The following is a 22,897-nucleotide window of genomic DNA, read 5'->3' as shown; positions in this document are numbered from 1 at the left end:
GCTATTTTTTTTAGCTGAATATTTTGATTTTATGTAAATCTTGTGTTTTTATTAATTTAGTAAATATATTGATTTATATATAGTTATGTTTTTATTTTGTTTTTGTTTTTTTGCTGTTTGTTTGGTGTTTTTTGTTGATTTTAGTTAGCTGCTTTCGTCGCGGAAATTCGTTTTTCAACCGAAAGAAGTATGTGACGAATATACTTAAATAATCATCCATAAGATAGCGCGTGTCAAAAAATATTTGGATATTTTTTGCAGATAAGAATTTGCAGATGAGTTCTGACGAAGCTGCGGTTCTTGTAGCGTTCGACTTGTGGGCCCTTTAAATTTTGTGATCGGTTTATAAAGATAAAAGCACAGGCGAAGATTTTATTGAGAGGAGACCCTTTTATTTTTTTTGATAGAATCTTAGGTTGTTTTTTTTGCTACATTTAATAGTGACAAAATGTCTTTATTTTGGAGAGCTTCGATTGTTCGGCGCATTACTGAAAGAGGAATTTAACTGCAGTTTCGATATCTTTTTATTATTTATTTTTTTATTCAGAATTTACTTTAAAAAAGCGATTTTTGTAACATATAATTTTATACCGATGTAGGATTTTAAAATCGAAAGGAAGATATGGAAGAACTGGAAATGCAGGTAGGTCAAATAGAACAATTGATAGCAAATGAAGACTTTGTTGGGCTGGAGGAATTTCTAAATGAATTGAATATCTCTGAAGTAGAGGAGCTGATTGATGAACTGCCTGAACATGGTCCACTCTTTATCGAATCCTTAAATTTAAATCGTGCTGTAAACGTTTTTCGTATCCTGGATTTTCCCACTCAAAATCGAATTTTTAAAAGACTTTCCAAGGCTAAAATAAGTGCATTAATTAATGAATTGCCTCCTGATGATCGGACCTCTTTTTTCTCCGAAATGAAGGATGATATTAAGCATTTAATATTACTATTACCGCCTAAAGACAGGGTTGAGGCGCTGGCATTATTGGGGTATCCTGAAGATAGTGTCGGACGGTTGATGACGCCAGATTATATTACGGTAAAAGCGCACTGGAGTATCGAAAGAATATTAGGGCATATCCGTCGATATGGGAAAGATTCTGAGACCATAGATGTGCTTTATGTTATAGATTCAAATGGCAAACTGATCGATGATATTCGTATTAAGGATGTTTTAATGGCGGAGCCCGAAACAATTGTAGGGGACCTCATTGATTACCGCTTGATTTCCCTGAATGCTTATGATCCGCAGGAGGAAGCCATTAATATTTTCCGGATGAACAATAGGGTTGCGCTTCCGGTTGTGGACGGGCAAGGGGTAATGCTTGGGATCGTTACCGTGGACGATATCTTATGGGTGGCCAATGAGGAGTATACGGAGGATATGCAGCGTATTGGAGGTACGGAGGCTTTGGATGAACCTTATTTGGATGTTTCCATTAAAAACCTCGTGAAAAAGCGGGCGGGCTGGTTGATTGTTTTGTTTCTGGGGCAGTTGTTGACCGCGACGGTTATTGAGCATTTCGAAGAGCAGATGGCAAGTGCCATCATGTTATTCGCTTTGATGCCGGTCATTATTTCTAGTGGCGGCAATAGTGGTTCACAGGCTTCGACATTGATCATCCAGGCGATGGCATTGGGTGAGGTAACTCTTTCGGATTGGTGGCGTGTGATGCGCAGGGAGATATTGTCCGGTCTGCTGCTTGGGCTTATTTTGGGTGCATTGGGTTTTTTAAGGATTATGGCATGGCAGTCTTTTGCGCATACCTATGGTGAATACTGGGTATTGATTGCCTTTGTGATTTCATTATCCTTAATCGGTGTTGTTCTGTGGGGGTCGCTTATGGGGTCTATGTTACCCTTTGTGATGAAAAGATTGGGAGCGGATCCGGCGAGCTCATCGGCACCATTTGTGTCTACGCTGGTTGATGTTACAGGTCTTCTCATTTATTTCACGGTGGCGACACTTATTCTCAAAGGGGTGTTGCTCTAAGGTCCGTTTGATTTGATTCGTTGGGAGCAATCGCTAAAGGTGTCCTTTTGTGTGGTGGTAAAACGTGGATTATGCTGTTTGAATTGCTTGAAGGAGGTTTTTGCTACTGATTCGACAAAAGAAAAATAAATTATTCTAGTTGGATTTTAGGAAGTTGTAAAAAATGTGTTCAAAAAATTTGTAGTATTCTAATAATCTTCCGATACTTGCATCACGGAAACGCGATAGAGTCTCCGGAAAAATTGAAAAAATACTCCTGAATAGCTCAGCAGGTTAGAGCATCTGACTGTTAATCAGAGGGTCGCTGGTTCGAGCCCAGCTTCAGGAGCAATTAGAAACTTACATAACCGGAGTTTTTAAAGTATTTAGTTTTTCATTCCTGAATAGCTCAGCCGGTTAGAGCATCTGACTGTTAATCAGAGGGTCGCTGGTTCGAGCCCAGCTTCAGGAGCAATAAGCAAATGATAAAATTATTTGCGAATAATATAAAAATGTACTATTTTTGTGCATTCAATGAGAAAGGAGTTTCTCGGAAAAATAAAGATTCCTGAATAGCTCAGCAGGTTAGAGCATCTGACTGTTAATCAGAGGGTCGCTGGTTCGAGCCCAGCTTCAGGAGCAATATTGAAACCGGCTTTATGCCGGTTTTTTTGTTTACCATGCTTATTAAAAAACTATGAGTTTAGTAATTATTGGTACGGTGGCTTTTGATACAATTGAAACACCGTTCGGTAAAACTGACAAAATTCTAGGTGGTGCCGGTACCTTTGCGAGTATAGCGGCATCCTATTTATGTGATCAGATCAAATTGGTCAGTGTTGTTGGAGAAGACTTTGGAAGCCACAATCTAGCACTTATAAAAGATCGTGGTATCGATATATCAGGTGTTCAGATTGTTCCGGGGGGGCAAACGTTTTCTTGGTCCGGAAGATATCACAATGACATGAATAGCCGAGACACGTTGGCGACTGACTTAAATGTACTATCAGATTTCGATCCGATTATTCCTGACAGTTATCAGGACTGTGAGTATCTTCTGCTCGGGAATCTAACACCTCAGGTACAGTTAACGACGTTGGCCCGTCTAACCAAGAAACCAAAACTCGTGGTGCTGGACACGATGAATTATTGGATGAATGTTGCCTTGGACGATTTAAAGAAAGTTCTCCAAAAGGTTGATGTCTTGACGATCAATGACGCTGAGGCTAGACAACTATCAGGTGAATATTCCCTGGTCAAAGCCGCAAAAGTTATTTTGGCAATGGGACCAAAATATTTGATCATAAAAAAGGGGGAACATGGCGCATTGCTTTTTGGTGAGAATCAGATTTTTTCTGCGCCAGCACTACCTTTAGCCGATGTGTTTGATCCTACTGGAGCAGGAGATACTTTTGCAGGTGGTTTCATCGGCTATCTTGCCAAAGTGAAGAGCATCAACTTTAACAACATGAAAAACGCCTTGATTTTTGGATCTGTATTGGCTTCCTTTTGTGTAGAGAAGTTTGGGACAGATCGTCTCGTTGAGCTCACCGATGGAGACATACAGAAGCGTCTGAATGCTTTTGTTGCGCTGTCACAGTTTAGTCTATAAGTGCTAATTAGCCCTTCAAGATTCCAATTACCTCGAATTTTAAAAATACGGTGTCTGAATGAGGAGCATCTATGAGCTCCTCAGTTAGATCTTGGCCTGCCCAATGTTCATAATGCAAGCCATTTTTCCAAAGCCTACTATCACTCACATCATAGATATAACTATTATAAGCCACCCATATTTGTGGCCTATCTTGTCCATTTCGCAATGCGAGCTGGCTCCTACTATATTCGGGTAATCCTTCTTTTTCCATCACAATCTGTAAGAAGGCGAAGATAGAAAAAACTAGGCGACTTTATAAGCTGATAGTGACCGTTTCATTAATTTTCGTGCCACATGTATTCTTGTCTTTACAGTTCCGATAGGAATGTTTAAATGTTCAGATATCTCATGGTATTTAAATCCTTCGAAATAAAGGGAAAAAGGGATGTAGTATTCTTCTGAAAGATTAGACAGGGCTTCATGAATATCCTCCATGACAAACTTACTTTCTCCTTGGTTGCTTGAAGCAGATATTAATAGATTTGAATTGGAGATATCTTCATCTTTTGTAATAAAGGAGTTGGTTTTTACAATCCGTCTATAGTTATTTATAAACGTATTTTTCATGATGGTATAGAGCCATCCTTTTAGGTTAGTGCCCTCTTTAAAATTTTTGAAATAGGTTACAGCTTTGAGGATGGTGTCCTGTACAAGATCATTTGCATCTTCATAGTCGCTGGTAAAATTTCTGGCGTAGAGTTTTAATGAGTCCGATTGCTCAATAACCATGCTGTCAAATTCATTCTTTGTCATAGCTTAATGAATTATAACTGTTCTTTTTAGGAAACAGTAAGTTTATAAATGCGGTTCGTTAAGTATGAGGCAAATAATGCGCCAAACTCCTTAAAAAATGAATTTCTTAATGTAATTTTAAGATTATTTTAAGGCATGCAATCGTGTGCGTATATTAACCCTAAGTAAATAAGATGGGCTTTAGTTGATGTTGAGATGAAATAGGGACTATATTATTGTTCTTTTAAGTTTCTAAGAGATACAAATATTTTTTTTGATTCTTTACAATAAATTAACTTCGCGCTCGAGCGTAATGCCAAATTTGTCTTGTACGTCTCTAATAATTTGGACAGAAAGATTGTAAATTTCCTGACCGCTAGCATTTTGTCTATTTATTAGTACAAGCGCCTGATTTTTCCAGACACCGGCTTGTCCATATTGTTTTCCTTTCCAGCCACATTGTTCTATTAACCATCCGGCGGCCAATTTTGTTTGTTGATCAGGCATCGGATAATGTGGGATTGCTGGATAAAGTGTCAATAACCTTTCAAAGTTATCCGCAGAGATCACAGGGTTTTTAAAAAAGCTTCCGGCATTGCCAACTGTACTTGGGTCCGGTAGTTTCTCCACACGAATTTTTGATACTATGGTTGCGATATCAGTGATGGATGGTTGTGTTATATTTTCTTTTACGAGTTCAGCTTCAATGGCACCGTAGCTTGTATTTATTTTAGGTGTAAGGCTTAATTTATAGGTTACCTCCGTAATAATAAAACGGCCCTTGTGCTCCGTTTTAAAAATACTGTCGCGGTAGGAAAAATTACAGTCTTCCTTTTTGAATGTTTTAAATGTGCCCAGTCTGGTGTCAAAAGCTTCGCAGGAATGAAAAACATACATTAATTCGGTCCCATAAGCACCGATATTTTGTACGGGTGACGCACCTACAGTTCCGGGAATAAGAGCCATGTTCTCTATTCCTGCATAATTTTTCCTGATGCAATGCCAAACAAAGTCATTCCAAATCTCCCCGGCTTTTGCAGTGACATATACATGATCCGATTCAATTTTTGACTGTATACCTTTACTGGCCATTCGGATAATATAGCCATCAAACGGTTTGGTGAATAAAACATTGCTTCCCGCGCCAAGAACAAAAAAGTTTTTGCTGAAAATTCCTCGTTTAAAAATTTCGGTCAATGTCTCGTTATCATTCACTTCGATCAAGAAATTTGTCTTTTCTTCTATTCCAAATGTATTGAAAGGTTTCAAAGAGATATTCGATTGAATGTTTAATTCCATATTGACTTTAGTTTTCAAAAATTCAAAAAAATCCGCTATCTTTAGCATGATAATCGGTAAAGATAGTATAAACCGTTTATTTAACGATAAAAAATATAAGTTTAATGGGTAACGCAGATGTAAAAAGGATCAAAATTCTAGAAGCTGCAACAAGGCGCTTTGCACACTTTGGAATGGCTAAAACGACAATGTCGGAGATTGCTAAGGATCTTAATTTTTCAAAGGCACTGCTTTATTATTATTTTCCCGACAAGAATAGTTTATATTCCGCTGTTTTTGAGTATGTTATAGATAAGATGATTGAGGAAATGGAAACAGTTATCGATAAAGGGGGAAACTTTGAAGAAATCATGATGTACTCCATTGATATGCGTGTCAAGGCAATCAATCAATATTACAATTTGTTTGAATACACCATGAAGATGGTCAAAGAACTTCCTGATGAATTGGAACAAGTATTCAAAGAATCTTATCTACGGGAAGTTGAAATTATTGAAAAAATTCTGAAGATTGGAATAGACGCCAGGGAGATTCAGGTAGATGATCTCAACGAGACAGCCCGTATTTTATTGTATTCATTGTTTGGTATGCGTATGGGGATCTTGAAAGACATGAAAAATATGCTCTTCCCCACGAAAGAAGAATTTGATCATATCCTCAGTTTACAGAAGAAAATGATGAAAATCTTCTTAAATGGTTTGCGGTATCAACAGCGTTAAATCGCCGTTGTTTGTATATGTTCGATGATCTGCCTGGCGTGGATACGTGAATTCTCAATAAACCAAAGATGGGTATTTAATCCACCGCAGACAACCCCTGCTAAGTATAGGCCTTTTATGTTTGTTTCCATTGTTTGCTCATTATGACAGGGGATACAGGGGGCCTGTTTTGGTATGTCAACTCCTATCTTGCGTAGAAAGTCAAAGTTTGGCCGATATCCGGTCAGCGCGAGTACAAAATCATTTTCAATCTCAACAATGCCTGTTGGTGTTTGAATGGAGGCGCTTGTCTCCGTAACAGTTGTTAATTGACTATTGTAAAGTACATCGATTTCTCCAGCGGCAATTCTATTTTCAATATCAGGCTTTACCCAATACTTGACTCTTGGGCTGATTTCATTGCCGCGGATGACCAATGTTACCTGAGCACCTTTTCGAAATGTTTCCAGGGCAGCGTCTATGGATGAATTGCTTGCTCCTACAACAATTACTTTCTGACCGCTGTAGTAATGCGGATCATTGTAATAATGCCGTACTTTGCTAAGTTCTTCTCCGGGGATGTTGAGTAGCATAGGGATGTCATAGAAACCCGTAGCAATAATGACTTTTTTTGTCGTGTAATTGCATTTATTGGTTTTGACGTTAAAATAAGTAGAATCTTTCTTTGTAATATTCAATACTTCCTCAAACAGGTGGGTATCCAGTTCAAATTTTTGCTGGATACGTCTGTAATATTCCAGGGCTTCGGTTCTTCGGGGTTTTGGATTGGTGGTCACAAAGGGAATGTCCCCAATCTCCAGTCGCTCAGAAGAAGAAAAAAAGGTCATATTTTGCGGATAGTTATAGAGCGAATTGACTAAACATCCTTTTTCTAGAATAAGATAGTTGAGGTTGGCCTGTTTTGCTTCCAGGGCACAGGCGAGACCGATGGGGCCTCCTCCAACGATAATAATGTCATAAGACGCTGTTATATGTTCACTCATAATGTAAATTTCGTGAATTTCTGGGATAAATTAGCCTGCCAGTTTAGATAATTCCGCTGCTTGTTCGGCTGCACTTTTATCATGGAGATCCTGAACAATCTTGTTTAGGTCCTGGGCAATCTTGTACAGGAACTCCAATTGCTCTTCCAATAGTTTTCCGTCAGCAGAATTGATGTCGCTATTGTCGAAGCGATGGTTTGAGATTTCGATTTCCAAGGGCGAAAATACGGTACTGGAATCTGATGAATAAAGCAATTGAATAGATTGGTCCAAGCTATTTAATATTTTTCGAATGGTCCGAACATGGTCTTTGTTTAGGTAGTTATTGTCCATTTCATCCAGATGGTTCATCAGTGTAACAGAAAACGAGGCCAGAATATGGTTGAATATGACAAACTTATTGACCTCTTTGCTGTATTTTTGCCTTTTTTTGGGTTCAGTCAGCATACGTTGAAAAGTGGATCCCATATTTGCGGTTTCGACATAAACGGCTTTTCTTGCTAACTTGTAATCTGTAATCGATGGGGCCTGGCCTGCAATTTCCTTTAACGCCTGAAAGATGTAATTGTAATTGGCGATCAAAAGTTTGCGCATGGATTCTTTCACTTGCATGCTCTCCCAATTTGGAAAGATAATATAACTGGATAGGAAGGCGATCATCCCTCCAATAAAGGTGTCTAAAATACGTTCTTTGGTGACCTCAAGGGTGTTGGAACTGACGAAACTGAGCATGATCAGCACATAGGGGGTCATAAATAGCACTGCGACCACATAATTGACTCTAAATAAGCTGTATGCGGTCAGGAAGAAAAATACCAGCAGCACAAATAGTATGGTTGGATCATGTATCGTCAATAGGATGACGGCTCCGATCAACCCACCGACGGTCGTTCCGATAAGGCGTTGTATATTACGCTCTTTCGTAAGGCCAAAACCCGGTTTTAGGATCACCATGATCGTCAGCAGGATCCAGTAGACATTGTTGGTGATATTGGTTGTCTCAAAAACGTAGTAGGTGACCGACATCACGATTGCCATGCGGCAGGCATGTCTAAAAATTGTCGATTTTAAGGTCAGATTTTCACGGAATTTTTTCAGGTCGATGGCTGAACTTTGGACGAAACGTTTGGCGTCATCAATTTCTTTCTTTTTGACGTCGTCAGGTTGCAGGTGGGAATAGCCGTAGATATTTTTTATACGACGGACCAAGTCACGTAAATTGATCAGTACTTTACGCAGTGCAAAGGTGCTGTATTGATTTTCTTTATCGAGCTGGTCAATTTTAACGTGGAGACGTGTGAGGTCCGCATCGAAATCATAGAGGGGTTTGGGCTGAATATTCGTGTTGAGCTGGTAGGCCAAATTGTCGAGTTCATTCGTGTATTTTAGAATAACGTTCTTGAAGTCATCCAAGATACCCGTGGGGCCGAAACGTTCGCTAATAGTATTGTAATCATAGTGCGCAGCCATACTCTGCTCAAATAGATCTACAATATCGTTAAAAATTAAGGTGAGATACCGCCCTACTTTTGTGGTGTCTTTAATGGATCTTTTGCTCTGAAACAGCAGGTCTCTGACGTTTTCCTGATGTTGATTTACTTCAACCTGTTTGTCAATCAGTTTTAGGTAGTTTTTATCATTGTCGATTTTGGCATCGTAAAAATTTGCTTTCAGCCGAATATAATCAGCTACATAACGAATGGTTTCTGCAAGTTCCTGCTCAGCCAGCCTATAGGGGCGTACCTGGGTGATAGAGAGGCTGATTGCTATATACCAAAGTCCGCCAAGGGTGTAGAATCCGAGGTAATTAATTGCCTGATCGAGGGGATAGTGTATCTGCACGTGGATCAGCATCATTAATATACACATCAAACCCACATTCGCGGCCCGGCCGTTGAATACGGCAAACATCGCAAAGATAAAGCAGGCGATTCCGATGAAAACGGCAAGAAGATATACATTTTGATTGACAATATTGGTCAGGATAAATGTTAGGGTGGTCAGTATGGCCCCGGCAAACATACCTTTTCGTCTATGGCTTGGCGCTCCGGGAGTATCGGATAGCCCAACCAAAAGGGCGCCCAGGGATACAATGGTTCCATTGGTAAACTGGCCTATGGTGGCAAAAATGAGGACAGGTACAATGCATCCGATGGTAATTCGCAGTCCATCCGCAAAATATTGACTATAGAAAAAACTTTTTATTTCTTGTGTCTGTTTCATAATGTATAGCACAAATATACGAGATAAGGCTATATTAGCCTGAGGGTTCCCTGCTTGTTGCGATAATATACTAAAAACGAAAAATTACGAATTTTCATTAATATCTTTATAATATTTTGATGTTTTTTTTGATTAATTTATATTTTTTTATTTGTTTAAATATAATATTGCTATATTTGGTGCGTAGGGTAATTTCAGATATATTACAGAAACTCAAGAGTCGCCTAAACTCTCTTGACCATTTTTCAAAGATTTAAATATGAAGCAAAGTAAAAATGAAGCCGTCTTTCAGGACGAGGTATTGACACGCTTTGAGCTTTTTAAAAGTTTGTTTTTAACATTGCCATTCCAACGTGTTAAGGATACAGGTACTTTATTGCCATTTTTTGCAAAGCAATGTGAGAAGGGGGTTGATCAACATTTAACTCCAGATGAGATCATAAAGAGTTTTTTTGATCAGCATGAAGAGTTTTCTTCGGAAGAACAGCGTATTGATTTATTGTTTCGTTTTGTCCAGTATATAGAACGCCAGGTGGTATTGTTTGACGCGATAGAGGATTCATCATTTCAAATGGTGGGGCGCGGCGACGATGAAAATGTCTTGGGGGCATTGATCAAAAATGCGGAAGGCAATGGTGACATGCGACGAAAAATCGTTTCCAAATTAAAAGATTTTTCAGTTCGTCTGGTACTGACGGCACACCCTACCCAATTTTATCCGGGGCCTGTATTGGGGATTATCAATGATTTGATTGATGCAATAAAGACCAACGATATCCATAGTATACATTTGTTACTGCAACAACTCGGCAAAACGCCATTCATCAATAAAAATAAGCCAACGCCAGTAGATGAAGCTGCCAGTTTAGCCTGGTTCCTGGAAAATGTGTTTTATAAAGTCGCTTCAGAAATCCAGTCTTTTATTGACGATGAATTGGATGTCGATACTGAGGAAGTAAAACAGCTCATCGAATTGGGCTTTTGGCCAGGAGGAGACCGTGACGGAAATCCGAATGTCAGCGTTGAGAGTACCAAAAAGGTGGCAGCTTTATTGCGCACTATTTTATTTAGATGTTATTACCGCGATTTCCGTATTGTACGACGCCGTATTACATTCAGAGGAGTCGAAGAGTATATGGAGAACTTGCAGACTTTGTTTTACGACAATAGCTTTAATCCTGTTGAAAATCCAAAAGATGAAACGGATAACATTATTACGAATTTAAAAGCTATTAAAAACGTCCTGGAAGAATATCACAATGGTCTTTTTGTTGAGATTGTTGATGACTTGCTTCGTAAAGTAATGACATTCGGTTGTTTTTTCACAACCTTAGATATCAGACAGGATAGCCGTATCCTTCGTGAAGCAACAGCATATCTGATTCAACAGAATCAGGAGGCTACTGGGGTTCCATTAAATTACCTGGAACTGAGTGAGGTCGATAAACAAAAAGCGTTGAAGTTTAAAGAACTGGATCTTACTGTCCCAGAGGATGCAGATCCATTGACGAAAGACACTTCAGGTGTGATCAAATTGCTCAAGGAGATCCAACGTTCGGGGTCTGAGCGCGCCGCACAACGTTTTATTATTAGTAATTGCCAGCAAGCAAGTGATATCCTTGGATTGCGTCAGTTGTTTTTGTGGTCGGGCTGGAAGAAAGAAGCATTAACAATTGATTTCGTTCCTCTATTTGAAACAGTGGATGATCTGACCAGAGCAGCGGATGTGATGAAGACTTTATACAGCAATAAAGAATATAAAGCACATTTGAAGCTAAGAGGAAACAAGCAGACCATTATGCTAGGCTATTCGGATAGTACAAAAGACGGGGGATATCTCATGGCGAATTGGTCAATCTATAGAGCAAAAATAGAGTTGACGGCAATATCGCGTGAGTATGATGTTGATCTTGTCTTTTTTGACGGCCGTGGTGGACCTCCGGCGCGTGGTGGCGGTAAAACACAACGGTTTTATGCTTCTATGGGCAAGGAAATTGCCAATGATCATATTCAATTAACGATCCAAGGTCAGACGATAAGTAGCCAGTATGGCTCGTTGGATACAGCGCGATTCAATATCGAGCAGCTCCTACACGCCGGTATTATTTCTGACTTGAAACAACGTGTAGGCGATACCCTGACCAAGCATCAACAGGAGATTATTGATAAACTGGCCGAATTGAGCCATCATAAATTTATGGATCTTCGTACCAATAAGTTATTCCTGCCTTATTTGGAAACGATGTCTCCTTTGAAAGCACTGTCGTCAATCAATATCTCAAGTCGTCCAGTAAAAAGGAATTCGGGACGTGAGCTGCGTCTTGAGGATTTACGGGCGATCAGTTTTGTAACCTCGTGGAGCCAGCTGAAACAAAACATCCCGGGATTTTATGGGGTAGGGACTGCGTTGCAATGGGCCGAGAAAAATAATCTATGGAAAGACGTGCAACAGCTATATGTTTCTTCCGGCTTCTTCCAAACCTTGATTGACAACTGTATGATGTCCATGACCAAATCGAATTTTGATATCACGGCATATATGAAGGAAGATAAAGTATATGGTGAATTTTGGAAAAATCTGTATGCAGAATATCAGATTACCAAAGAATATCTATTAAAACTTAGCGGTACGTCCAAATTGATGGAGAATTACCCGGTAGACCGTGAGTCAATTTTGGCCCGGGAAGGCATTGTTTTGCCGCTATTGGTTATTCAGCATTATGCGATTCGTGCACTCAATTCAGATAAGCTGGATGAGGCACAAAGGGAGGATTATTCAAAGCTGATCGCACGCACAATCTTCGGTGTGATTAATGCGGGAAGAAATGTTGCTTAATTTTTGCTTCTTTTCGCTGATTAGGTTTCGAAGAATGTATATTTTATCTACTTTTGTATAATTAACAAAATTGATATGAAGATTAATAAGTTATTTATTGCAGCTGCTTGTGCAAGTACTTTATTTGCGTCTTGTGGTGAAACAGCTGCAAATAGACAGCGTCAATATGCCAATGCATCTTTAGCAGATGGCGATGCTTTTGCAATGATTAAATTCGTTGGTGAGAACGGAAACTATCTAGTGAATCTTGCAGACGTAGCGGCAAAGCAATCTACTTCAGCAGAAGTGAAGAATGTAGCGGCTAAAATTAAAGAAGCTTATGCGACTGTATTGCCTGAATTGGACGGTTTGTCAAAGGAGCTGCATGTAGGCGATACGCAGCGTGGTGTACCAGCGTTTCAGACTCCGACGTCAATCGGATCAGACAGCACTGCGGCATTCAATGATAAAGCGTTTTTAGCATTGGTAATGGAAAAACAAGGTGAGATCAATAGCAGATTGTCCCACGAAGAACATAACACCAATAAAGAGGTTATTCATATTTCGGAAGAATCTTTGAAGAAAGTGGAAGAAATCTATAAATTAGCTGGTGGTAAAGTGGAAGGGCACGGTCATCATTAAGTAGAGACTATATAATAAGAAAAAGGAATATTTACTCCGGTGAATATTCCTTTTTTTATGCGATCGTTTCCTTGTCATTCCTTCCTTGTAGATAAATGATAGGTCTATAACGCTGTAATCAGTTTTGGCGGGATTTTTCGGGAAGGGAATAGATACGGTTTCCCATTAATAATACAGGAGAATCAGAAAAGAAATGATTTGTTGAGTTGTTAAATTAATAATAACTTAACATTGCTATAATGCAGTTGTTAATAACTGTGTTTATTTTAGCATGATTTAATCAAATAATATATAAGAAACAATATAACGTGAGATACGCTGCTATAGACATAGGCTCCAATGCGGTCCGTCTTTTGATCGCTGATATCATTGGCCAAAAGGATCAATACAATTTTAAAAAAAATACGCTTTTACGTGTTCCTTTACGTCTGGGCGATGATGCATTTATTCAACAGGAAATTTCTCCTAGAAAGGCAGAGAGCTTGATAAAAACAATGAAAGCATTTCGTGAACTGATGGATGTTTATCATGTGGAAGACTATATGGCTTGTGCAACCTCTGCGATGCGTGATGCCAAAAATGGTGCCGATATTGTTGCGGAAATTAAGAAAAACGGGATCAATATAGATATTATAGAGGGGGCTAAGGAAGCTGAGATTATCTACAATAGCCATTGGGATAATAAGATGGAAAAAGATAAGGTGTATCTTTATATTGATGTAGGTGGCGGTAGTACTGAATTATCTTTATTTGCGAATGGTGTTCTGGTAAATTCCAGGTCCTTTAATTTAGGTACGATACGTATCTTGGATAATCAGGATAAAACAGAAACCTGGGACGAGCTTAAAGAGTGGGTTCGAAGCAATACGCATATGTATAAACAAGTCATTGGGATCGGAACAGGAGGCAACATCAATAAATTAGCGCGATTGTCTGATGAAAAAGTTGATAAGCCATTATCATACGCCAAATTAAAAGCTGTTTATGAACATTTGGCATCATTTTCTTTAAAAGAACGTATTATTTTATTGGGACTCAATGAAGATAGAGCTGACGTCATCATTCCTGCAAGTGAGATTTTTCTGACGATTATGAAGCATGGAAGGCTAAAGCAGATCATTGTACCCCGTGTTGGTTTGGTTGATGGTGTAATTAGAACCTTGATCAATAGGAATTTAGTGAAATAAAGCATGAAAAAGCATTTTTCGCCTTGCAAAAGAAGGAAAAATATTTATTTTTGTGATACCAAAGGCGAATATGAGCCCAGGTGGCGAAATTGGTAGACGCACCATCTTGAGGGGGTGGCGCTCGTATGGGCGTGGCAGTTCGAATCTGCTCCTGGGCACTTAAAAAAGGCCAAATCTTTAAATAAGATTTGGCCTTTTTTCTATTCCAACGATAGCATCTTTTTATGGAGATCTATCCTGTCGATTATTATTTTTCACTGATTTCTTTAAGTATTTGTAAAGCTTTTGGCCACGATTCATCAAAATATTCAATATACTCTTCATTGGTGTCTACATCAACTTTTAATAATGTTTTACCATCAAGCTCGGTAAAACTATAATTCTCCAATGAGCCGGCCCAATCTTCGACAGCCGGTCCTTCGGTGATCTCTTTGCCTTTGTCTAATATACCGTAATGACGAATGGAGATGTATTTATTTGGAATATTTTCGGCTATCTCCGCAACCATGCCTTCTTTTTCACCATCTTTATTAATGCCTGTGAAATAAATCTTGGAACCCTTTTCCCAGCTACCTTCAAAATCAGAAGTTGGATTGAAGGCAGCCGTCCACTTTTTATAGGTTTCTTTATTGAGCATTGTCTCAAACACATGATCAATCGTCGCGTCGATGATGATCTGATAATTCATTTTCTTCATAATCTTATTGTTTTGGAAAGTTAGGATCCGCTTTTATCTCTGCAATCTGTTTGGTGTGCCGGGCACAATGTGCGGCAATAAACATCAAACCTTGGTAACCGTCGACGACGCCTGTTGGGTAATCGTTGATATGATTGCGAAGGTCTTTCACATCTGCTTTCGTAATGTAATCGATTACTGGTTGTCGCGCAGCACGAAAATCAGCCAAAGCCGTTTTGGAATCTTTGTAGATACCGGTCGGCTGAAGTTCTTTCGGAGCCTGAAATTTATGGCTTCGATCAGTAATTGTCGTTTTTAGATTGTCGTCGGTCATTTGCACTTCGCTCTTTCTTTCGGGTTGTGGCGCCTTTGTCAATGCTGCTTTTGCCATGTCAAATATCATTCGTTCAGATAGTACAATGTGTTCCAGACATTGGCTGATTGACCATTTTTCCGGAGCAGATTTAAATTGTAACTGAGCCTGACTGAGTCCGGCAACTTGTTTTTCAAGTTCGTTCGTTGTCTCATTAAAGTATTGCAATAGGGAATCTGTGCCCTCTTGGTCTTTTGTGAGCGGACTTTGTTCAATTGCTTCAATCGCATAGCGATGATTTGCTGTTTGCTTTGAAGCTGGGGTTGATGAAAGGAGTACTGCGCTAAAGCCTGCAATCGCTATCATATTCATAATCTTGTACATGTTGATATTTTTTTAAATTGTTGAATGTCACTTTCTCTTTACAATTATAATTCATTTTTGTTTTTTTAATCTTTTCATAAGGCAAGAAAATAAATAACCGGAAGTAGGCATTTAAAAACTACGTTTTTTACGATAGTAAATCTAAAAATACTTATTAAATGGTAAATTTAAAGCTGCCGACAGGGGAACAATAAATCGGAACAGGTCAGTAGTTCATTCGTGTTTAAAGAGAAGCTTTCTGATTATGGATTTTTCAAGGGAAAGTTGAGTGATCTATTGCCGAAAGAAGGTATTCTCCCATATGAATTAAGTACACCTTTGTTTTCAGATTATACTGTTAAAGATCGTTTTATTTTTGTTTCTTCTGGAAAATCAATTGCGTACACGTCACAAGGACCTTTAGATTTTTCGGATTCAACAATAATCGTTAAAAATTTCTCCTATATTAATGTTCAGGGGCAGAAGATTATTATTGAAACACGTTTATTGGTCAAAGACCCCGCGGATCATAACTGGAAAGTCATGAACTACCTTTGGAATGTGGAGCAAACAGATGCCATTAAGCATATTCGTGGGGCGAAGTTGGCGATCACTTTGGTGGATAACAAGGGGAATAGGCATAGGACAAATTATATGGTGCCAAATACCAATGACTGTAAGCGTTGTCATAATAGTTCATCGCAATTAATGCCAATAGGTCCTAAAGCCCGTAATCTGAATTTTGTCCATTCAGGCGATTCTGTCAATCAATTGGCTCACTGGACTGCCAGGGAATTGTTGAAAAATATGCCCGACTTAAAGTATGTCGCGCAATTGCCGATATGGGCAGATAAGACTAAATTTAGTCTTGAAGATCGTTCCCGGGCTTATTTAGATATCAATTGCGCCCATTGTCATACAAAAGGCGGGGATGCGTTTAACACAGGATTATTTCTCAACTACGAAGAGGATACTCCTGCACGTCTGGGTGTGGATAAGGCCCCTGTATCAGTAGGAGGGGGAGCAGGTGGGCTAAACTATGATATTATACCCGGAGATTCAGCGCATTCTATCTTATTATATCGAATGAATAGTACAGAACCCGGGACAGCAATGCCTGAATTGGCCCGAAGTATAATCCATAAGGAAGGTGGATTTGATTCGACAATGGATAGATAATATGCCAAAGAAAAAGTAACTTCGAATAACATGATCGATCAAATAGATTCCATATTTCAGAAACAGCAAATTTTTAAAGTTGAATTGCGACTTAGTGATGTCAATGAACGGATAGAAAAGTTACGCAAATTACGTCGTGTAATTGAAAGCAAAGAAGATTTAATTTATGAAGCACTGGCAAAAGATTTACGCAAATCAAAAAATGAAGCTGCAATAAGCGAGGTATTATTTATTTATGGTGAAATCAAATTTGCTATTCGTCATTTGCGAACATGGATGCGGCCAAAACGCGTGGGAAGGTCATTGACGAACCTACTGGCAAAAAGTTCGATTGTATATCAACCGAAAGGGACTGTTCTGATTATATCTCCCTGGAATTATCCCTTTCAGCTTACCATGAGCCCTTTGGTGTCAGCTATTGCTGCAGGTAACTGTATTGTTTTGAAGCCGTCTGAACATAGTCCATATACTTCATCCGTAATTCGGATGATGATTTCCGAAGCATTTGATTGCAAAGAAATCGTTTGTATCGAAGGTGAAAAGTCTACAGCGGAGACTCTTCTGAAACTTCCTTTTGATCATATTTTTTTTACCGGTAGTTCAGTGGTGGGCAAACAGATTATGAGAGCTGCTTCTGATCATTTAAGTTCCGTAACCTTGGAGCTCGGCGGGAAATCACCGGTTATACTGGATGAAACAGCTCATCTTGAAAAGGCGGCAAATAAAGTAGCCTGGGGAAAATTGATCAATGCAGGGCAAACTTGTATTGCTCCAGACTATGTTCTTCTTCCAAATGGATTGCGGGATGAATTTGTAAAACATTACTTAAATGCTGTAAAAAAAATGTTTTTTACAGGGAGTGGTGAAATAGACCCAACGCGTTATGCTAAGATTATCAATCAGAAGCATGCTGATCGCCTCAGTACTTTGATCGCAAGATCTGTTGAAGGTGGGGCAACGCTGGTTGAAGGAGGCTTGCTGTCGGAAGATTTAACTTTAAATCCGACCTTGTTGACAGGCGTTTCTTTGGATAATGCGATCATGAGCGAAGAAATATTCGGCCCCATCCTTCCTATTATAACTTATGACAAATTGGAAGACGCAATTTCTATCGTAAATCAAGACGAAAAACCATTGGCATTGTATATTTTTAGCGAAAGCAAGCACCATACCCAGCTTATCATCCAACAGATAGCTTCCGGAGGTGTCTGTGTCAATGATGTGCTCATCCATGTCTCTAATCCCCATTTACCGTTCGGAGGCATAAACGGTAGTGGCCAAGGAAGCTGCCATGGTTTTTTTGGCTTCAAGGCATTTTCACATGAGCGTGCTGTAATGCGTCAATCTAAATATGATCTTTCGAAATGGATTTATCCGCCTTATAAAAATGGAATATTTAAATTGCTAAAAAAATGGATTTAGGCTGCTTATTTTTTATACTTGTGTATGAATAAAATCAAAAGCATTGTTGTATTTTGCGCTTCCAGTTTGGGCAATTCTACCATATATGAAGATCAGGCTAAATACGTAGGTTACACTTTTGCGCAACGGAATGTTCAATTGGTATATGGCGGTGGACGCGCTGGATTAATGGGCGTGGTTGCAAATGCCGTTCTGGAAAAAGGTGGTTCAGTCATTGGCGTTATTCCCCATTTTTTAAACTCAAAAGAGCGGGAACATCGAGGCGTAACGAAGTTAATCATAGTAGACAGTATGCATGATCGTAAAAGAATCATGAATGAATATGCTGAAGGAGTAATTGCACTGCCCGGTGGATTTGGAACACTGGAGGAGCTTTTTGAAATGACGACCTGGGCGCAATTGGGGCTACATGGAAAACCTGTGGGATTATTGAATATTAACGGGTTTTATGACCACCTAATCAAGTTTATGGACCATATGGTTCATGAAGGGCTTTTAAGACCGGAGAACCGCGAGATGCTCTTGGTCGGCCAGACAATTGAAGAACTTTTAGATCAGATGGAAAACTATGCCCCACAGGCAGTAACGAAATGGATCGAAAAAAATGAGATTTAAAAAAACGTTGTTGTTTTAACGGTTTTTGCTTTCTAATATGGTCTTCATATGGCTCTTATTCTTTGTGAAGACCATTCTTATTGCATTTTAATATTGTTTCGAGGTTTTATAACAAAAAGTCTTTATCTAATTAGGTTATAATTCAAAAACCTTGTTATACTTCTATTAATTACTGCTCCTTTTTGTCTTGATGCACAGCGTTTCATGTGACTGTTACTCTCTCCAAATATGATCCATGAAGTAAAGCAAGTTTCCAATGCATTCAATTTGTCTATAGATTATCCTGTTATTGTTGCCCGGGATTTACATTTGAAGCAGATAAATTTGATTTTGTTTTTACACGTCTGATAGCCTGGACGATTCTCTTAAATGTTATGTTGAAATATTCGGGTATTAAGGCCCATTGGAAACATTATTAAATTTTTGATGGAAATTTTGGCGCAACCGTTTTTTTCAGGATGGTCATGAAAGATATCCCATATAAGTTGATACGGTCGAGCAGAAAGAGATTTATATCTATCGGATAAGGTAGGTTTTGTCCGTTTGGATACCGACAAAAGGATTCATTGACGTATTGATTCAAAAGCGGCCACACAGGAGGGGTTATTTATGTTGAGCGCCATAAGGCCAATGCGGTAATTTTATTCCGTTGGGCAAAAGATAGATGGATGTGTCGGCTGCTCCATTGACGCGCTGACAGCCATTTATTGATTTTCCTACACCAGATTTTATTAAATCAGAATATAGAGACTACAATTTTTGGATTTTGCTGTCGTCCCTGAGGAAACCATTGATTTTTTTGAAATTTACGATTTGATCAATTTTTTCTAGAAAATGGTCAATAGATAGTTGGGTAATGCGCTCTATCTTTGAAATGGCTATCAACTTGGTTTGATTGATGGGGAATAGGAGAAATTTACCCATCGTTAGCTCGATCATAGGTACCCATATTTTAACCGGCGGGGTGCCTATGACAGCTAGCTTTTAGCAACGTTAAAGGGGAATATCCTTTTAACAAAAAAGGCTTGATCTTCGGATCGAGCCTTCTTATTTTATATCATGATTTCTAAACTGAAATAGTTAAAGTTTATTTGCCCGGGCTGTTATTTCTGCAATATCGAGTACTTCTATTTCGGACTCCTTCTCTTTTATTTTTACACCGTCCTTTAACATCGTCATACAGAAAGGACATGCTGCAGCAACAACCTGTGGCTGTATTCCTATTACCTCTTCAATGCGCTCAATGTTGATATCTTTTTTGCCTGGTTCGGGTTCTTTAAACATTTGGCCCCCGCCGGCGCCGCAGCATAGACCGTTGCTTTTGCAGCGTTTTAATTCAACAAGTTGTGCATCTAGACTTTCAAGAACTTTTCGAGGTGCTTCATAGACTTCGTTTGCGCGCCCTAGGTAGCAAGGATCATGATAGGTTATTTTTTTTCCCTTAAAGATGTTATTGTCAGCTGGTTTCAACTTGCCCTCGTCAATGAGACTCTGGATCAATTGCGTATGATGAATGACTTCATAATGACCACCCAAAGCAGGATATTCATTTTTAAGCGTGTTAAAACAGTGGGGACAAGCGGTTACGATTTTTTTGATTTCGTATCCATTCAGAACCTCTATATTCATCATGGCTTGCATCTGAAATAAAAACTCATTTCCACTTCTCTTAGCAGGATCACCCGTACAACTTTCCTCCGTTCCAAGAATAGCATAGTTAATACCAACGTGTTGGAGAATTCGACAGATATCACGTGTTATTTTTTGCGCGCGTTCATCAAAGCTACCGGCACAACCCACCCAAAATAATATATCGGGAGTTTTTCCCTTAGCTAACAGTTCAGCGACTGTTGGAACTTTCAATTCATTTTCCATCATTAAACTATTGTTGTTGAGTCCAATTTGCGCGATCCATTTGTGCATACTTCCATGGAGCACCATTATTCTCAATGTTTCCAAACATATTATTAATACTTGCGGGCGCCTGAGATTCCTCCATAACCGCAAACCGACGAAGTTCTACAATAATGTCCAATGGGTTAATATTGACAGGACATTGCTCTACACAGGCATTGCAGCTTGTGCAAGCCCATAATTCTTCCCGACTGATATAGGTATCGATAAGAGACTTGCCATCCTCCACGAAACTGCCGTTTACCTTAATGTTATTACCTACTTCAGTTAGCCTATCTCTTGTGTCCATCATTATTTTTCGGGGTGACAGAAGTTTTCCTGTGATATTGGCAGGACAGGAGGATGTGCAACGGCCACATTCGGTGCAAGTATAGGCATCCAAAAGGCTTTTCCATGTTAAATCCTGAACATCTTTAGCTCCAAAACGAGCTATCCCATCCGAAGAGGGGGGCGTAAAGCTTGGATCAAGCATTGCTTTTACTTCATTTGTCACAGCAGCCATATTGGATAATTTTCCTTTGGCATACAGATTTGAAAAATAGGTGTTGGGAAAAGCGAGTATGATATGCAAGTGTTTTGAATAGGGGAGATAGTTTAAAAAAGCCAATACACCTAATATATGAAACCACCAACAAGATCTTTCGATGATATATAAAGTCGCAGTTGAGGTTGGCAAATAGGGCAAGAGATAGTGACTTACCGGAAACGAACCAACAGACTTAAAGTGTTCGAATCCATAAAGCTGTAATTTAAGATCGGTTGCATTCATCAGCAGAAAAGCCGACATCAGCAGAATTTCTGTGACCAAGATCATATTAGCGTCGGTTTTGGGCCAATTATTAAGCTCTTTACCGTTTAGGCGATTTACTCGAATGACATTTCTTCGAATCAGGAAGACTAAGCAGGATACCCATACCCCAAGTGCCAGCCATTCAAATGAGCCGATCAAGAAATTATAAAAACTTCCCAAAAACGAAAATACCCGATGAGTTCCGAATAAACCATCAATAATGATCTCCAACATTTCAATATTGATGATGACAAAGCCTAAATAGACAAATAAGTGCAGAATGGCAGGAATAATGCGCTTAAACATCTTTTTTTGCCCAAAGGCAACCAAAAGCATTGTTCTCCAACGCTCAGAAGGCCTGTCAGAACGATCTAACTCGCGACCTAATTTGATATTACTATAGATCCGCCGTGCATTTTTACTAAAAAAAAATAGCGCGCCCAGAAAACAAACTGCAAATATTAGTTGACCTATCATATGCTCGAATATTGGTTACATAACAAATATACCATATTATTTTGTTATGCTAACATAGTAAAAATAAATCAGAAAACCAGATTGTTCACATCATTTTCTGAAAATTTTTAAGGAAGAGATAGAGGAAATGGGAAAAGAAACTTCCAAGAAATTATCGCGATTTCCTGGAAGCTGAGGTTATTTTATTTATCGAGTTATTCTACGTCGGAAAATGTCTGTTTGAGAATTCTTCCAATCGTTTTTTCGATACGTGTTTTTCCTTCTTCTGTATTGATATCTATACCACAGAAGGTGCTGCCCGTCGATTTGGCCTGTAAGCTTAGGTAGTAAATTCCACTAATCAATAAAGCTAATGTCGCTCTTACATCATTTTCAGAATTTTCAAATTTTGGATCAAAGTGTTTAAATAATTCTTCTCCAAGAGCTTCACGGCGATCAGCTATATTTTTTAGTGCTTTTGTTTTTTCACCCAGCCCCCAATGGATAATTTTTTGTTTGGTTTTATCTTTTAAAAATGTATTCAACTGGGATTTCAGTAATTCATTTACTAAGTCAACATCAATATCCTGTGGATTTGATACCATCTGTTCCAAAATTCCTTTATCTCCGATTTGCCAAAAGTCCTTTTGTGTTAAGTAAGCTTCAACCAATTGGTCGAGACCACCAAAATAGTTCCAGATAAGTGCTTTATTTAAACCACATTCAAGCGCGATATTCGGACCGTTCAAGGCATGGTAACCTTTCTTTTGGATGACTTTTCCTACCGCAGCAATCATCCGTGCTTTGGTACGTTCTTTGTCCCGGATGGGACCAGATGTTACTTTTCTTTCTTTCTTTGGATGATCCTCAGTTACTTTCTTTTTCATTAGAATAATTTGTTTATTCATTACCAATTTGTTTTCAAAGGCATATATGC

General features: G+C 38.9%; 19 protein-coding genes and 4 tRNA genes. 13 read left to right on the top strand and 10 right to left on the bottom strand.

Annotation, left to right across the window (positions count from 1 at the left end):
- Positions 1-622: 622 nt before the first annotated feature.
- The 5 genes from mgtE to ABTV71_RS20230 all read left to right on the top strand — a co-directional run bounded on the left by mgtE (position 623) and on the right by ABTV71_RS20230 (position 3,590).
- Positions 623-1,999 carry a magnesium transporter gene (gene mgtE, locus ABTV71_RS20250; RefSeq protein WP_121124033.1) on the top strand — a complete coding sequence of 459 codons (1,377 nt, stop codon included), beginning with the start codon at positions 623-625 and terminating at the stop codon, positions 1,997-1,999.
- Between the two features lie 254 nt (positions 2,000-2,253).
- A tRNA-Asn gene (locus ABTV71_RS20245) sits at positions 2,254-2,327 on the top strand.
- A gap of 49 nt (positions 2,328-2,376) precedes the next feature.
- A tRNA-Asn gene (locus tag ABTV71_RS20240) sits at positions 2,377-2,450 on the top strand.
- Positions 2,451-2,544: 94 nt separating this feature from the next.
- Positions 2,545-2,618, top strand: a tRNA-Asn gene (locus tag ABTV71_RS20235).
- 57 nt (positions 2,619-2,675) lie between these two features.
- On the top strand, positions 2,676-3,590 hold the full coding sequence (locus ABTV71_RS20230; protein WP_433900840.1) for a PfkB family carbohydrate kinase: 915 nt from the start codon (positions 2,676-2,678) through the stop codon (positions 3,588-3,590).
- A gap of 7 nt (positions 3,591-3,597) precedes the next feature.
- Here ABTV71_RS20230 and ABTV71_RS20225 read toward each other — a convergent pair whose 3' ends face one another.
- The 3 genes from ABTV71_RS20225 to murB form a co-directional block, all read right to left on the bottom strand.
- Positions 3,598-3,843, bottom strand: a complete 246-nt coding sequence (locus tag ABTV71_RS20225; RefSeq protein WP_121124029.1) for a cytochrome b5 domain-containing protein — start codon at positions 3,841-3,843, stop codon at positions 3,598-3,600.
- Positions 3,844-3,875: 32 nt separating this feature from the next.
- Complete coding sequence (locus tag ABTV71_RS20220; protein ID WP_121124027.1) at positions 3,876-4,385, bottom strand: RNA polymerase sigma factor; 510 nt, start codon at positions 4,383-4,385, stop codon at positions 3,876-3,878.
- A 261-nt stretch (positions 4,386-4,646) separates the two neighbouring features.
- Positions 4,647-5,663 carry a UDP-N-acetylmuramate dehydrogenase gene (gene murB / locus ABTV71_RS20215; protein ID WP_121124132.1) on the bottom strand — a complete coding sequence of 339 codons (1,017 nt, stop codon included), beginning with the start codon at positions 5,661-5,663 and terminating at the stop codon, positions 4,647-4,649.
- Positions 5,664-5,767: 104 nt separating this feature from the next.
- On the opposite strand from murB, the gene ABTV71_RS20210 reads away from it, so the two are divergent.
- Entirely contained in the window at positions 5,768-6,382 is a 615-nt protein-coding gene (locus ABTV71_RS20210) for a TetR/AcrR family transcriptional regulator (RefSeq protein WP_121124025.1), read from the top strand.
- Here ABTV71_RS20210 and ABTV71_RS20205 read toward each other — a convergent pair.
- Both ABTV71_RS20205 and ABTV71_RS20200 read right to left on the bottom strand, forming a co-directional pair.
- On the bottom strand, positions 6,379-7,365 hold the full coding sequence (locus ABTV71_RS20205) for a YpdA family putative bacillithiol disulfide reductase (RefSeq protein ID WP_433900839.1): 987 nt from the start codon (positions 7,363-7,365) through the stop codon (positions 6,379-6,381). The genes ABTV71_RS20210 and ABTV71_RS20205 overlap by 4 nt on opposite strands.
- Positions 7,366-7,395: 30 nt before the next feature.
- Positions 7,396-9,588, bottom strand: coding sequence for an FUSC family protein (locus ABTV71_RS20200; RefSeq protein WP_245971314.1), 2,193 nt, complete (start codon positions 9,586-9,588; stop codon positions 7,396-7,398).
- 259 nt (positions 9,589-9,847) lie between these two features.
- Here ABTV71_RS20200 and ABTV71_RS20195 point away from each other — a divergent pair, with 259 nt between their 5' ends.
- From ABTV71_RS20195 to ABTV71_RS20180, 4 genes are all read left to right on the top strand, one after another.
- Positions 9,848-12,424, top strand: coding sequence for a phosphoenolpyruvate carboxylase (locus tag ABTV71_RS20195; RefSeq protein ID WP_433900838.1), 2,577 nt, complete (start codon positions 9,848-9,850; stop codon positions 12,422-12,424).
- Between the two features lie 75 nt (positions 12,425-12,499).
- Entirely contained in the window at positions 12,500-13,045 is a 546-nt protein-coding gene (locus ABTV71_RS20190) for a hypothetical protein (protein ID WP_121124019.1), read from the top strand.
- A 308-nt stretch (positions 13,046-13,353) separates the two neighbouring features.
- Positions 13,354-14,232, top strand: a complete 879-nt coding sequence (locus tag ABTV71_RS20185; RefSeq protein WP_121124017.1) for an exopolyphosphatase — start codon at positions 13,354-13,356, stop codon at positions 14,230-14,232.
- 74 nt (positions 14,233-14,306) lie between these two features.
- Positions 14,307-14,390, top strand: a tRNA-Leu gene (locus tag ABTV71_RS20180).
- An 89-nt stretch (positions 14,391-14,479) separates the two neighbouring features.
- Here ABTV71_RS20180 and ABTV71_RS20175 read toward each other — a convergent pair.
- Together ABTV71_RS20175 and ABTV71_RS20170 are read right to left on the bottom strand one after the other, a co-directional pair.
- Positions 14,480-14,929 (bottom strand): SRPBCC family protein, encoded by a 450-nt coding sequence (locus ABTV71_RS20175; RefSeq protein WP_121124015.1) that lies wholly within the window; start codon positions 14,927-14,929, stop codon positions 14,480-14,482.
- A 4-nt stretch (positions 14,930-14,933) separates the two neighbouring features.
- The gene (locus ABTV71_RS20170; protein WP_433900837.1) at positions 14,934-15,605 is read right to left on the bottom strand and encodes a DinB family protein; all 672 of its coding nucleotides are present in this window, start codon (positions 15,603-15,605) and stop codon (positions 14,934-14,936) included.
- Positions 15,606-15,824: 219 nt separating this feature from the next.
- Between ABTV71_RS20170 and ABTV71_RS20165 the strand changes: the two genes are divergently transcribed.
- From ABTV71_RS20165 to ABTV71_RS20155, 3 genes are read left to right on the top strand one after another with little or no spacing between them, the layout of a single operon-like run.
- On the top strand, positions 15,825-16,763 hold the full coding sequence (locus ABTV71_RS20165; RefSeq protein WP_433900836.1) for an SO2930 family diheme c-type cytochrome: 939 nt from the start codon (positions 15,825-15,827) through the stop codon (positions 16,761-16,763).
- Positions 16,764-16,793: 30 nt separating this feature from the next.
- Positions 16,794-18,185, top strand: a complete 1,392-nt coding sequence (locus ABTV71_RS20160) for an aldehyde dehydrogenase family protein (RefSeq protein WP_121124009.1) — start codon at positions 16,794-16,796, stop codon at positions 18,183-18,185.
- A gap of 24 nt (positions 18,186-18,209) precedes the next feature.
- Complete coding sequence (locus tag ABTV71_RS20155; protein WP_121124008.1) at positions 18,210-18,800, top strand: TIGR00730 family Rossman fold protein; 591 nt, start codon at positions 18,210-18,212, stop codon at positions 18,798-18,800.
- Between the two features lie 1,080 nt (positions 18,801-19,880).
- Here the strand turns inward: ABTV71_RS20155 and ABTV71_RS20150 are convergent.
- The 3 genes from ABTV71_RS20150 to ABTV71_RS20140 form a co-directional block, all read right to left on the bottom strand.
- Positions 19,881-20,675, bottom strand: a complete 795-nt coding sequence (locus ABTV71_RS20150) for a (Fe-S)-binding protein (protein WP_121124128.1) — start codon at positions 20,673-20,675, stop codon at positions 19,881-19,883.
- A 7-nt stretch (positions 20,676-20,682) separates the two neighbouring features.
- A complete protein-coding gene (locus ABTV71_RS20145) occupies positions 20,683-21,981 on the bottom strand; it encodes a (Fe-S)-binding protein (RefSeq protein ID WP_121124004.1) in 1,299 nt (432 codons plus the stop codon).
- A gap of 194 nt (positions 21,982-22,175) precedes the next feature.
- A complete protein-coding gene (locus ABTV71_RS20140; RefSeq protein WP_433900835.1) occupies positions 22,176-22,847 on the bottom strand; it encodes a TetR/AcrR family transcriptional regulator in 672 nt (223 codons plus the stop codon).
- Positions 22,848-22,897 lie beyond the last annotated feature (50 nt).

This window comes from Sphingobacterium puteale (genome assembly GCF_050986225.1).
Lineage (GTDB): Bacteria > Bacteroidota > Bacteroidia > Sphingobacteriales > Sphingobacteriaceae > Sphingobacterium > Sphingobacterium puteale.
This window is presented reverse-complemented; position numbering and strand designations above follow the sequence as displayed.

Excerpts from the sequence above, each read along its gene's own strand:
- ABTV71_RS20210 (WP_121124025.1), top strand. The coding sequence starts at position 5,768 with ATGGGTAACGCAGATGTAAAAAGGATCAAAATTCTAGAAGCTGCAACA.
- ABTV71_RS20160 (WP_121124009.1), top strand. The coding sequence starts at position 16,794 with ATGATCGATCAAATAGATTCCATATTTCAGAAACAGCAAATTTTTAAA.
- ABTV71_RS20155 (WP_121124008.1), top strand. The coding sequence starts at position 18,210 with ATGAATAAAATCAAAAGCATTGTTGTATTTTGCGCTTCCAGTTTGGGC.
- murB (WP_121124132.1), bottom strand. The coding sequence starts at position 5,663 with ATGGAATTAAACATTCAATCGAATATCTCTTTGAAACCTTTCAATACA.
- ABTV71_RS20150 (WP_121124128.1), bottom strand. The coding sequence starts at position 20,675 with ATGGAAAATGAATTGAAAGTTCCAACAGTCGCTGAACTGTTAGCTAAG.
- ABTV71_RS20205 (WP_433900839.1), bottom strand. The coding sequence starts at position 7,365 with ATGAGTGAACATATAACAGCGTCTTATGACATTATTATCGTTGGAGGA.
- ABTV71_RS20145 (WP_121124004.1), bottom strand. The coding sequence starts at position 21,981 with ATGATAGGTCAACTAATATTTGCAGTTTGTTTTCTGGGCGCGCTATTT.
- ABTV71_RS20175 (WP_121124015.1), bottom strand. The coding sequence starts at position 14,929 with ATGAAGAAAATGAATTATCAGATCATCATCGACGCGACGATTGATCAT.
- ABTV71_RS20230 (WP_433900840.1), top strand. The coding sequence starts at position 2,676 with ATGAGTTTAGTAATTATTGGTACGGTGGCTTTTGATACAATTGAAACA.
- ABTV71_RS20170 (WP_433900837.1), bottom strand. The coding sequence starts at position 15,605 with ATGTACAAGATTATGAATATGATAGCGATTGCAGGCTTTAGCGCAGTA.
- ABTV71_RS20190 (WP_121124019.1), top strand. The coding sequence starts at position 12,500 with ATGAAGATTAATAAGTTATTTATTGCAGCTGCTTGTGCAAGTACTTTA.
- ABTV71_RS20225 (WP_121124029.1), bottom strand. The coding sequence starts at position 3,843 with ATGGAAAAAGAAGGATTACCCGAATATAGTAGGAGCCAGCTCGCATTG.
- ABTV71_RS20195 (WP_433900838.1), top strand. The coding sequence starts at position 9,848 with ATGAAGCAAAGTAAAAATGAAGCCGTCTTTCAGGACGAGGTATTGACA.
- ABTV71_RS20140 (WP_433900835.1), bottom strand. The coding sequence starts at position 22,847 with ATGAAAAAGAAAGTAACTGAGGATCATCCAAAGAAAGAAAGAAAAGTA.
- ABTV71_RS20220 (WP_121124027.1), bottom strand. The coding sequence starts at position 4,385 with ATGACAAAGAATGAATTTGACAGCATGGTTATTGAGCAATCGGACTCA.
- ABTV71_RS20200 (WP_245971314.1), bottom strand. The coding sequence starts at position 9,588 with ATGAAACAGACACAAGAAATAAAAAGTTTTTTCTATAGTCAATATTTT.
- mgtE (WP_121124033.1), top strand. The coding sequence starts at position 623 with ATGGAAGAACTGGAAATGCAGGTAGGTCAAATAGAACAATTGATAGCA.